At 63.6% G+C, this 11,934-nt stretch carries 8 protein-coding genes; all 8 read left to right on the top strand.

Features of this window, described 5'->3' with window-relative positions; translation table 11 throughout:
* Positions 1–341 precede the first annotated feature (341 nt).
* The 8 genes from QD228_RS12825 to QD228_RS12790 all read left to right on the top strand — a co-directional run bounded on the left by QD228_RS12825 (position 342) and on the right by QD228_RS12790 (position 11,854).
* The gene (locus QD228_RS12825; protein ID WP_308457336.1) at positions 342–2,108 is read left to right on the top strand and encodes an extracellular solute-binding protein; all 1,767 of its coding nucleotides are present in this window, start codon (positions 342–344) and stop codon (positions 2,106–2,108) included.
* Between the two features lie 170 nt (positions 2,109–2,278).
* Complete coding sequence (locus QD228_RS12820; RefSeq protein ID WP_279875770.1) at positions 2,279–3,367, top strand: microcin C ABC transporter permease YejB; 1,089 nt, start codon at positions 2,279–2,281, stop codon at positions 3,365–3,367.
* A 1-nt stretch (position 3,368) separates the two neighbouring features.
* Positions 3,369–4,478, top strand: coding sequence for an ABC transporter permease (locus QD228_RS12815; protein WP_279875769.1), 1,110 nt, complete (start codon positions 3,369–3,371; stop codon positions 4,476–4,478).
* Between the two features lie 8 nt (positions 4,479–4,486).
* On the top strand, positions 4,487–6,130 hold the full coding sequence (locus QD228_RS12810; RefSeq protein ID WP_279875807.1) for a dipeptide ABC transporter ATP-binding protein: 1,644 nt from the start codon (positions 4,487–4,489) through the stop codon (positions 6,128–6,130).
* A gap of 286 nt (positions 6,131–6,416) precedes the next feature.
* On the top strand, positions 6,417–7,727 hold the full coding sequence (locus tag QD228_RS12805; RefSeq protein WP_271303021.1) for an imelysin family protein: 1,311 nt from the start codon (positions 6,417–6,419) through the stop codon (positions 7,725–7,727).
* A 206-nt stretch (positions 7,728–7,933) separates the two neighbouring features.
* Positions 7,934–9,406, top strand: a complete 1,473-nt coding sequence (locus tag QD228_RS12800) for a di-heme oxidoredictase family protein (RefSeq protein ID WP_279875768.1) — start codon at positions 7,934–7,936, stop codon at positions 9,404–9,406.
* Between the two features lie 86 nt (positions 9,407–9,492).
* Complete coding sequence (locus QD228_RS12795) at positions 9,493–10,650, top strand: imelysin family protein (protein WP_279875767.1); 1,158 nt, start codon at positions 9,493–9,495, stop codon at positions 10,648–10,650.
* A gap of 16 nt (positions 10,651–10,666) precedes the next feature.
* Positions 10,667–11,854, top strand: a complete 1,188-nt coding sequence (locus QD228_RS12790) for a DUF1513 domain-containing protein (protein ID WP_279875766.1) — start codon at positions 10,667–10,669, stop codon at positions 11,852–11,854.
* The last annotated feature ends 80 nt before the right edge of the window (positions 11,855–11,934 follow it).

Below are 11,934 nucleotides of genomic sequence, written 5' to 3'. Positions count from 1 at the left end.
AGACACTGAAACGCCGGCACTGGCACCAGTCAGTCGCCCTCGTCGTGGCCGAACAATGGTCGATAACGGGGAACTTCGATACTCTTGGCGAGGTCGATGCTTGCGGACCCCCTTGGCAGTGAGTTGACCTGCCTGCCTTGTGTCCACCAGTGCCGCCCGACATTGTCACCTGGCCCTTCGCGCCATGATCCCCCATTCAAGGATGTCCTTTGATGCAGGCTGCTTCTCTTATCCCTCGGCATGCACGCCTACTTCGTGCACTGTGCCTCGGGGCTCTGATTCTCTCCGCCATTGCACCGGCGCATGCATCCTCATCGCGGACCACTGATCAGAAGACTCCCGTGGCCCCCCTGGACGTGCCGACCGTGCACGGACTGGCCATCTATGGCGAACCGGCACATCCGGCAGGCTTCACGCACTTCCCCTACGTGAATCCTGACGCCCCCATCGGCGGACGTATGACTCGCGCCGCCATCGGCAGCTTCGACTCCACCAACCCCTTCATCCTCAAGGGCAACTCGGTGGCAGGACTCAATTATTTCGGCGGGTTGATCTATGACACCCTGCTCACCCAGTCTGCCGATGAACCCTTCACTGAATATGGCCTGCTGGCCAGCGGGATCCGACTGGCAGAAGACCGCAGTGCCATCGAGTTCGATATCGATCCCCGCGCACGCTTTCATGATGGGGAACCCGTCACCGCCGAGGATGTCGTCTTCACCTATCGTCTGCTGATGAAGGATGGCCTGCCTTTCTTCAAGAGCTACTACCACGATGTCACTCGCGTCAGCCTGATCGACACCGATACCGTTCGCTTTGACATGGCCCCCGACGCCGCCCGCGAGCTGCCCTTGATCATCGGTCAGCTGCCGGTCCTGCCCGAGCATTACTGGAAGACACGTGATTTCACCCGCGCCACGCTGGAACTGCCGCTTGGCTCAGGGCCGTACCGCATGGCCTCGCTGGATGCCGGACGCCAGGTACGCTATGAGCGTGTCGCGGATTACTGGGGCAAGGACCTGCCCGTCAACAAGGGACGCCATAACATCCAGACACTGGTCTATGACTATTACCGCGACCAGAGCGTGTCGCTGGAGGCCTTCAAGGCCGGCAGCATTGACCTGCATGTGGAGAGCAGCGCCAAGAACTGGGCGACGGCCTATGACACGCCTGCGCTCAGAGACGGGCGTCTGAAGAAGCTGGAGGTGCCGGACAGCAATCCTGCCGGCATGCAGGGCTTCGTGCTCAATGAACGCCGCGCGCGCTTCCAGGACCCGCGGGTACGCGAAGCCCTGGCATTGGTCTTCGATTTCGACTGGGTCAACCGCAATCTCTTCTACGGCGCCTACCAGCAGACCCACAGCTATTTCGAGAATTCGGACATGGCCGCGAATGGCCTGCCTGAAGGACGGGAACTGGCCCTGCTTGAGCCGTTCAAGGACCAGTTGCCCGCCGCCGTCTTCCGCGACCCGCTGCCCATCGATGAGCCCACGGAACTGCGCCCGCGGCTGCGCAAGGCACTCAACCTGCTTCGGGACGCTGGCTATCGCGTCGCGGATGGCCAGCTGGTCAATCACGAGACGGGCAAGCCGCTGACACTGGAAGTCCTCAACTACGACACCCAGTTCGAACGGGTCATCCAGCCGTGGATTCGCAATCTGGCACGCATCGGCATCCAGGCGCGTATCCGCACCGTCGACGTCAACCAGTACATCAATCGTCGGCGAAGCTTCGATTTTGATGTCGTGGTCGGCAGTTACCCCCAGTCCAACAGTCCCGGCAGCGAACAGCGCGAGTACTGGACGAGTGACTACGCCGATGTCGCCGGCTCGCGCAACCTGATCGGCCTGAAGAGTCCGGTCATCGATGCACTCACCGATGCCCTGATCCAGGCCCAGACCCGCGAAGATCTGCTGAGCGCCACACGAGCACTGGATCGCGTGCTGCGCTGGGGCTTCCATGTCGTGCCACAGTGGCATCTCGCGGCGACTCGCATCGCGCTGTGGGACAAGTTCGGCTATCCGCAGCCGTTCCCGGAGTATCTGCTGAGCCTGGACAGCTGGTGGATCGTCCCCGGGGCTGAGGCTGATGACGAGTCAGACGACTGAAACACTCGCGTGAAGATGGCCAACTGCCGCGCATCCCTCGGCATTGGCCAGCACGACCGACATGGGGCGTCTGCAAGGCCCGCCCCGGCGATTGCTCAACCATGAATGAACACGATGCCATCCGGACCGCCACTCACAAGGCGGCCGCATGACACGCAGGGAGATTGCTCTTGGGTGCCTATATTCTGCGCCGAGTCCTGTTGATGATTCCGACACTGCTTGGAATCCTGTTGCTGAATTTCCTGATCGTCCAGGCGGCTCCCGGCGGGCCCATCGAGCAGCTGATGTCGCGTCTTGACGGCCTCAGCGCCGGGGCCAGCACACGGCTGAACAGTGGGGGTGGCGATGGCGTCACCAGCGGCTCCGGCACCAGTTCCACCTACCGCGGAGCCTCGGGAGTCGACCCGGCCCTGATCGCCGAGCTGGAGCAGCAATTCGGCTTCGACAAGCCCGCCTGGGAGCGCTTCCGCGACATGGTGGTCGACTACGCGCAGTTCGATTTCGGCGACAGCTTCTTCCGCGACCGCCCGGTGATCGACCTGATGCTGGAGCGACTCCCCGTCTCGATTTCCCTGGGCCTGTGGACGACGCTGCTGGTCTATCTGGTGTCGATACCACTGGGCATTCGCAAGGCACTGGTGCATGGCTCACGCTTCGATGTCTGGACCTCGGGTGTCGTCATCGTCGGCTACGCGATTCCGGGCTTCCTGTTCGCGATCCTGTTGATCGTGGTGTTCGCCGGCGGCAGCTATCTCGACTGGTTCCCGCTCAGGGGGCTGACCTCCCCGAATTTCGAGGAGCTCTCGACGCTTGGCAAGGTCCTCGATTATTTCCATCACATCGCCCTTCCCGTGCTGGCCTCCGCCATCGGCAGCTTCGCCACCCTGACGATGCTGACCAAGAACAGCTTCCTGGATGAGATCCACAAGCAGTACGTGCTGACGGCGCGCGCCAAGGGGGCCAGCGAGAACCGCATTCTCTACGGACATGTCTTCCGCAACGCCATGCTGATCATCATCGCGGGGCTGCCGGCGGCGCTGGTCGGCATCTTCTTCACCGGCTCGCTGCTGATCGAGGTCATCTTCTCTCTCGATGGCCTGGGCCTGCTGGGCTTCGAGGCGGTACTGCAGCGCGACTATCCGCTGATCTTCGGCACCCTGTACCTGTACACCCTGATTGGCCTGATCCTGAAACTGGTATCAGACCTGATGTATGTGTGGATCGACCCGCGCATCGACTTCGCGACCCGGGAGGCTTGAGATGCGTCACGACACACCCCTTCAAGGGGAGACCAACGTCGTCCAGGACGTGCCGGAACGCCCGCACCGCTCGCGCCTGTCGCCCATCACGCGGCGGCGTATCACGGCGTTTCGTGACAACCGGCGCGCCTGGTGGTCACTGCTGATCTTCGGCGTGCTGTTCATTCTGTCGCTCGGGGCGGAACTGATCGCCAATGACCGCCCACTGCTGGTCTCCTATCAGGACGAGCTCTACCTGCCGATGCTCAAGGAGTATCCGGAAACGACCTTCGGCGGCTTCCTGCCGACCGCCACGGATTATCGCGATCCCTATGTGATCGACGCCATCGCGGCGCAGGGCTTCATGCTCAACACCCTGATCCCGTATTCCTATGACACCCTGGATCTCAACCTGGGGTCGCCCGCGCCTTCGGCTCCCAATGCCCGTCATTGGCTGGGCACTGACGACCAGGGACGGGACGTGCTGGCGCGGGTGATCTACGGCTTCCGCCTGTCGGTCCTCTTCGCTCTGGTGCTGACCGCCGGTTCCATCGTGCTGGGCGTGCTGATCGGTGGCGTTCAGGGCTATTTCGGCGGCAAGGTCGATCTGATCGGGCAGCGCTTGATCGAGATCTGGTCTGGACTGCCGGTGCTGTTCCTGTTGATCATCCTGGCCAGCATCGTGGAACCCAATCTCTGGTGGCTGACCGGCATCATGCTGCTGTTCTCGTGGCTGGGGATCGTCGATATCGTGCGCGCCGAATTCCTGCGTGCGCGAAATCTGGAGTATGTGCGCGCGGCCCGCGCCATGGGCCTGCCCTCACGTCTCATCATGTGGCGTCATGTACTGCCCAATGCGATGGTCGCCACCCTGACCTTCATCCCCTTCCTGTTCACGGGCGCCATCACGACCCTGACCGCGCTGGACTTCCTGGGCTTCGGGTTGCCGGCAGGCTCCCCGTCGCTGGGCGAACTGGTCGCGCAGGGCAAGAACAATCTCCAGGCCCCCTGGCTTGGCATGACGGCATTTCTCAGTCTCGGCATCATGCTGACCCTGCTGGTCTTCATCGGTGAAGGGCTGCGCGATGCCTTCGACCCACGTCATATCAGTGCCCGGGAGCAGGACGCATGAGTCAGTCAATGCATGAAGCCACGACAGCAGCCAACGCCGAGCCGCGCTCCCGGGATCACTGTGTGCTGCGACTGGACGATCTCTGCATCCGCTTTGGCAAGACACCTGTCGTCAGGCATCTGTCGCTGGACGTGAAGCGCGGCGAATGTCTGGCCATCGTCGGCGAATCCGGCTCGGGCAAGTCAGTAAGCCTGCTGGCAAGTCTCGGCCTGCTGCCGGGGCATGCCCATGTCACCGGCACGCGGGAGTTCACCACGCTCGAGGGAGAGAGGCTGGATCTGTCAGCCCTGACGAGCCGCCAATGGCAACGCGTGCGCGGCAACCGGATCGGCTTCGTGTTCCAGGAACCGATGACATCCCTCAACCCCCTGGCCCGAGTCGGCGACCAGATCAGCGAGAGCCTGCGGCTGCATCAGGGCCTGCGTGGCCATGCGGCACGCCAGCGAGTGATCGAGCTGCTCAAGCAGGTTCAGCTGCCTCGCCCGGAAGAACTCCTCGAGGCCTGGCCGCATCAGCTCTCTGGCGGTCAGCGCCAACGCGTGATGATCGCCATGGCGATGGCCAATCAGCCGCCTTTGATGATCGCCGACGAGCCCACCACGGCGCTGGACGTCACGGTGCAGCAGGACATCCTCGCTCTGCTCGACAGGCTGCGGCGAGACCAGGGCATGGCCATGATCCTGATCAGCCATGACCTCAATCTGGTCCGCCGCCATGCAGACCGCGTCATCGTGATGCGGGAAGGCGAATGCATCGAGCAAGGCCCGGTGTCAGAGGTCTTCGATTCTCCCAGCCACCCGTATACCCGCGAACTGCTGGCCGCCGAGCCTGAAGGGGTGGCCGCGCCACTCGACCCTGAGGATGCGGGCACGCCCGTTCTGGAAGCACGTGATCTGGAGGTGCGCTTCTCGCGTCCTCGCAAGCTGTTCCAGAAACGTCCAGCGGATTTCATCGCGCTTCAGCCGCTGGATCTGACCCTCGCGCGCGGGGAGACCCTCGGGATCGTGGGCGAGTCGGGCTCCGGCAAGACCACCCTCGCCCTGGCGCTCTTGAAGCTGCAGGCCGCACGCGGTGAGATTCGTCTGGAGAATGCCCGTATCGATACGCTGGATCGCAACGCCCTGCGTCACAAGCGACGCCAGATGCAGATCGTCTTCCAGGACCCCTATGGCTCGCTCTCGCCGCGCATGCCCGTCACGGACATCATCAGTGAAGGCCTGCGCTTTCATCAGCCTGAGCTCTCAGAGGACGAGGTACGCCAGCGCGTGACGCAGGTCATGCGCGAGGTCGAGCTGCCTGCCGAGTGCGCCGATCGCTATCCTCACGAGTTCTCCGGCGGGCAACGCCAACGCATCTCGCTGGCCCGCGCCCTGATTCTCGAACCTCACCTGCTGGTGCTGGATGAACCCACCTCGGCGCTGGATCGCAGCGTCCAGAAGCAACTCATCGCCCTGCTGCGCGACCTGCAGGCGCGTCATGGCCTCAGCTACCTGTTCATCAGTCATGATCTGGCCGTGGTGAGGGCCCTGGCCCACCGCGTGATGGTGTTGCGCGAAGGCAAGCTGGTGGAGAGCGGGACGACTACCGAAGTGCTGGGCAATCCGAGGGAGGACTACACGCAGGCCCTGATCCAGGCGGCAGGACTGACGTGACAGTCCCGCTTGCCACTCAAGGGCGCGCCCGCCACCAAGGCAGCGGAGGCCTCGTCCCTCATGTGGCGAGTCTCGAGAAGACAGGCATCCTGCATTGCACGGAACGCACTGCTGAGTTGCCTGACTGACTCTGGACGATTGCAAATAATAAAGGTTCTCAATATGATTCCGTCAGAGGTGGGCCACGCGACACCGAGCACGACATGACACCTGTCACCGTCGCGTCGAGCCTTCACGACATCGCGTCACGCGATCTGCATAATAAAAGACTGTTCAAGGGAACCTCATGTCCGCACATTTCCGCCCTATCGCTCGCAAGCCGCTGGCTGCCGCCATCGCGCTCTCCGTGGCACTGATCGGCTCTGCCGCCCAGGCGCATGAAGGCCATGCACACGATGATCGCAAGGTGAGCGCTGAAGCCGTCGTTGACCAGTACGCCAACGTGGCCCATGCCACCTACAGCGATGCCCTGGCCAGCGCCAATGCCCTGCGCGCCGCCAACGCCGCGCTGATCGAAGCCCCGTCCGAGGCGACGCTTGCCGCGGCTCGCACTGCCTGGAAACAGGCGCGCGTGGCGTACCAGCAGAGTGAAGTCTTCCGCTTCGGCAATGCCATCGTCGATGACTGGGAAGGTCAGCTGAATGCCTGGCCGCTGGATGAAGGCCTGATCGACTACGTCGAAGGCGACGGCTATCAGGCGGAACTGGGCAACCCGGGCGCCAGCGCCAACATCATCGCCAACGACAGCGTGCAGATCGGTGCCGACAAGATCGACACTACCGAGATCACCCCGGAGCTGCTGGCCTCCCTGAACGAGCTGGGCGGATTCGAGGCCAACGTGGCCAGCGGCTACCACGCCATCGAATTCCTGCTCTGGGGCCAGGACATGCATGGCTTCGAGCCTGGCGCAGGCGAACGTCCGGCGTCGGACTATGCCAAGGGAGAGGACTGCACCGGCGGCAACTGTGACCGCCGTGGCGCCTACCTGCTGGCGGCCAATGACCTGCTGATCAATGACCTGGAATACATGGTCGGCCAGTGGGCACAGGGCGACAAGGACAACTATCGCGCCGAGCTGACCTCCCTGCCGGCCGGTGAAGGCCTCGAGAAGATGCTGTTCGGCATGGGCTCCCTGTCACTGGGCGAGCTGGCCGGTGAGCGCATGAAGGTCGCGCTGGAAGCCAATTCCTTCGAGGACGAGCACGACTGCTTCTCCGACAACACCCACTACTCGCACTTCTACAATGCCAAGGGCATCCAGAACGTCTATGAAGGCACGTACGTGACGCTGGATGGCCGTACCTTCGAAGGCCCGTCATTGCACGCACTCGTCGCCCAGAATGACCCGGAGCTGGCCGAGAAGATGCACGAGGCGCTGGACACCACCATGGGCCAGCTGCAGGTGATGGTGGATACGGCAGACGCCGAAGACGGCATGAAGTTTGATCAGATGATCGCCCCGGGCAATGCCGAGGGTGCCGAGATCATCAATGCCAGCATCGAAGACCTGGTCGCGCAGACGCGCCTGATCGAAGAGATTGCCAACGACGTCGGCATCAGCGGACTGAAGGCCGATACCGCGGATCACGAATTCTAGGCACTCACCCGAGATTGCCAGGCCATGGGCGGTGATGAAACCGCCCATGGCCGCGCAGCCCCCTCGCCCGAACCTGTCTCGTACAGGTTCGGGCGTTGATGCTTTCGTGCCAGCATTTTATGCGCGCCTGCTAATTCTTCAGAGCACCTTGCCCGAAGGCCTCTGATGGACTCGCAGCCTGACCGCGCAAGCCAGGACCTACATCGATGCCACACGCCATCCCGAAACACCCGATCCTTCACGCGTTGTCGCTTGCCATCGCACTGACCGCCCTGCCCCAGGGCGTGGCACAGGCCGCCCAGACACCGCTGACCGTCAGCGCCTATCTGGCCGCATTGCCACTGCAGGACACCGCGAAGAGTGGTGGCGAGGGCAGCGTGCGCAAGCACGATACCAATGCCTACTCCCTGCCGGCCAAGAACCTGAGCTTCGATCAACGTCTGTCCTTCAGCGTCGGCAACAGCTTCTTCAAGAGCCCCTGGGTGATCGCGCCCGCCAGCACCACCGCGCGTGATGGCCTCGGCCCGCTGTTCAACACCAATGCCTGCCAGAACTGCCACGTCAAGGATGGACGCGGCAGTCTGCCGGCCGAGGGCGACCCCTCGGTGGGCCTCTTCCTGCGCCTGGGCATGCCGGACAGCCACGAGGACAGCTGGAGCGATGAGGAGCGTGAATTCCGCCGCATCGCTGGAGTGATGCCGCACCCCGTCTATGGCACTCAGCTGCAGAATGCCGCGGTGCCCGGTATCGAGCGCGAAGGCCGCATGCAGGTCGTCCATGAAGAGATGCCCGTCCCGTTGGCGGATGGAGAGGTCGTTCTGCTGCGCAAACCGCGCTATTCCCTGGTCGAGGCTGGCTTCGGCGACCCTGGCCCCATTGCACTCTCACCGCGCCTTGCCCCGGGCATGGTAGGCCTCGGGCTGCTCGAGGCGGTCAGCGAGGAGACCTTGCTCGAGTGGGCCGACCCGCAGGATGCGGATGGCGATGGCATCAGCGGTCGCGCCAATACCGTCTGGTCACTGACCGAGCAGCACGAGGTCATGGGGCGTTTTGGCTGGAAGGCCGGCCAACCCGACGTTCGCCAGCAAAGCGCCAAGGCGTTCGCCGGCGACATGGGCCTGACATCGAATCTGGTCAGCTCCACCGATTGCACGCCGGTCCAGAAATGCGCAGACCTGCCCAACGGGGGCACCATCGAGGTGGAAGACAACGTCATGGACAATGTGGCGTTCTATTCGCGCAATCTCGCCGTACCGACACGGCGTGACCTCGATGACCCGACGGTGCGCGAAGGCGAGCAACTGTTCCGGGAGCTTGACTGCGCCAGCTGCCACCGACCACGCCTGACGACCGCATCCGGTGGTGTGGCCGCCCAACTGGCTGACCAGACGATCTGGCCCTACAGCGACATGCTGCTGCATGACATGGGCGATGGCCTGTCAGATGATCGCCGCGAATTCGAGGCGACCGGCAATGAGTGGCGCACGCCGCCACTCTGGGGGATCGGCCTGGCGCAGACGGTCAATCCCGCGACGGGCTTCCTGCATGATGGACGCGCCCGCACCCTGCTTGAAGCCGTGCTCTGGCATGGCGGGGAAGCCAGGGCCAGTCGAGACAAGGTCGTGGCGTTGCCGACTGACCAGCGGCAGGCGCTGCTGCGCTTCCTGGAATCGCTCTGATCTCCTCTCAGCCTCTACCCGCCAGCCGACTCTGGCACGCCCCCGACTTTCGCCTGGCGTGCCGTTCTGACAAGGAATCCCGCGACATGTCCCGTGACACCTTCACCTCTGCTGCCATCCCGATGAAACCTTTCACGCGCAAGCCCTCGCCCCTGGCGCTGATGACCTCCGCCATGACCCTGCTGGGCACCGCACTGCTGTCGACGAGCACACTGGCGGCATCGGACTCTTCTAGCGCCAACACCACCAGCGCGGACGCCGTCAGCCAGTTTGCCGCTGACACTTTGAGCGAAGCCCACCAGCAGCTCGCCAACCGCCTGACGCAGCTCTCGCAGCACAGCCAGGCGTTCTGCTCCGCCGAGGGTGACGTGACGCTCGAGACGCTCAAGGAGGATTGGCGCAGCGCCATGCTGGGTCTGAATCAGGTCAACTGGGTCGAGATGGGGCCCATCCTGCAGAATTCTCGCCAATGGCAGCTGTATTTCTGGCCGGACAAGAAGGACCTGGTGTCAGGCAAGACACGCGCCCTGCTCGCTGGCGATGCCCCGATCACGGCCGATGGCTTGGCGGAGCAATCCATCGTCATGCAGGGGCTGGGCAGTGTGGAATTTCAACTGTTCGATGCCCGCTATGCCGACTCGCCCCTCACCGCCAACACGCGGCGGTGTGAGCTGATGACGGCCAACACCGCCTACGCCGCCAGCACCGGCAAGACGCTGCTCGAAGAGTGGCAGCAGTTCACGCCACACCTGGCCGATGGCACTGGCGCCTTCAGCGATCCACGTGACGCCGTGCTTTACCTGGTACGCGCGATGACCGTGCAGCTTGAGGCCATCAAGGACCGCAAGCTGCGCCGCCCGATCGGGCTCGACAACGGCGGCACGGCCAACCCGTACGCGGCAGAGTCCTGGCGTGGCGGCATGGGGCTTGCCAACATCGGGGCGACGCTTGCGATGATGGAGACGCTCTGGCTCGGCAATGACGAGGTCGCAGGCATTCAGGGCTACCTGAATCAGCAGGTCGACCCGCGCATGGTGGCCTCCACCACCGGAGACTTTGCCGATGCGCGTGACGCCTTCGCCGCCCTGCCGGCGGATCTTGCTGGCATGTTGCGCGACGACCCGCGCAATGGCGATCTGCAGCAGGCCATGATCCACCTCGAGACCCTGCAGGCAGGCTTTGCCGATACCCTCAACCCGGCACTCGGGCTGTCTCTGGGCTTCAACAGTACCGATGGCGATTGATTCGGGAGTGAAGCACGTGAGCAAGACAGGACATGGCATGCTGGAAACCCATCCAACGGAGGCACGTCAGCGCCGGCGACTGCTCAAGGCATTGGCCTGCACCCCGCTGCTGGGGTTACCCGGCGGCGCGGCACTGGCCGGTGGCAACAATGCCGCCAGTGCTCGAGGCCATGTGCCAGCCGGGGTGGCCATCTCGGCCTGTGACGATGACACGGGGCAGCACTTTGCCAGCTGTACCAGTTACCAGGGACAGGAACGCTGGCGTCAGCCCATCAAGGAACGCGCCCATGGCGCCACCCGCCATCCTCACAAGCCCTGGGCGCTGATCTTCGCCCGGCGCCCCGGCACCGAAATCAATGTCTTCGATCTCGAGACCGGTGAGCGGATCACGCGCATCGAAGCCGCGCCGGACCGCCACTTCTATGGGCATGGCGTGTTCAGCCCGGATGGCGGTCTGCTCTACACCACCGAGAACGCCATCACCTCCGGGGAAGGCCGTATCGGGATCTACGACATGCATCGCGACTTCGCGCGACTTGGCGAGTTCGCCAGTGGCGGGATCGGCCCGCATGAGGTCCGTCTGCATCCGGACGGTCGGCAGCTGATCATCGCCAATGGCGGAATTCTCACGCGCCCGGAGACCGGTCGCGTGAAGCTCAATCTGGAGTCGATGCAGTCCAATCTGACGCTGCTGGATCGCGTCTCGGGCGAGATTCACTGGCAAGGCGAACCATCGCATCATCAGCTGTCATTGCGTCATGTGGATGTCAGCCGCGATGGCACCATCGTCGCGGGGTATCAGTATCAGGGACCTGCCTCGGACCATCACCCCCTGGTGGTGATGAAGCGCCCCGCCAGCGAGACCTTGCAGGAATTGCCGCTACCGCCGGAATACGTCCCTCAGTTCAAGCAGTACATCGCGAGCATCGCCATCGCCCCCGAGGGCCACCTGGCGGTGGCCACTGCCCCCAGGGGCAACCTGATCACGCTGTGGAATCTCGAGACCGGCGAGCTTGAGACGACACTGGACTTCGCCGACTGTGCGGGGGCGCTGGCAGTACCGGCCACTCAGGAGACTCCCGCGGGGTTCGTGGTCAGCAATGGTCGCGGAGAATGGCTGCTGATCGATGAGGACGGGCTGCCGGCGCTGGGGCCGGTGCGCCTGGCCAATACCCACTGGGACAACCATCTGGCGTTGATGTAGACGGCGCATCACGGGATGACCACTGCTCCAGGTCGCGGGCGAGAGTGTGGCACGCGGCCAGAAACGACAACGCCCCGCAG

Origin of the sequence: Cobetia sp. 3AK (genome assembly GCF_029846335.1) — a bacterium.
Lineage (GTDB): Bacteria > Pseudomonadota > Gammaproteobacteria > Pseudomonadales > Halomonadaceae > Cobetia > Cobetia marina.
Note: the sequence above shows the minus strand (reverse complement) of the source record. Positions and strands in the feature narration are given on the sequence as shown.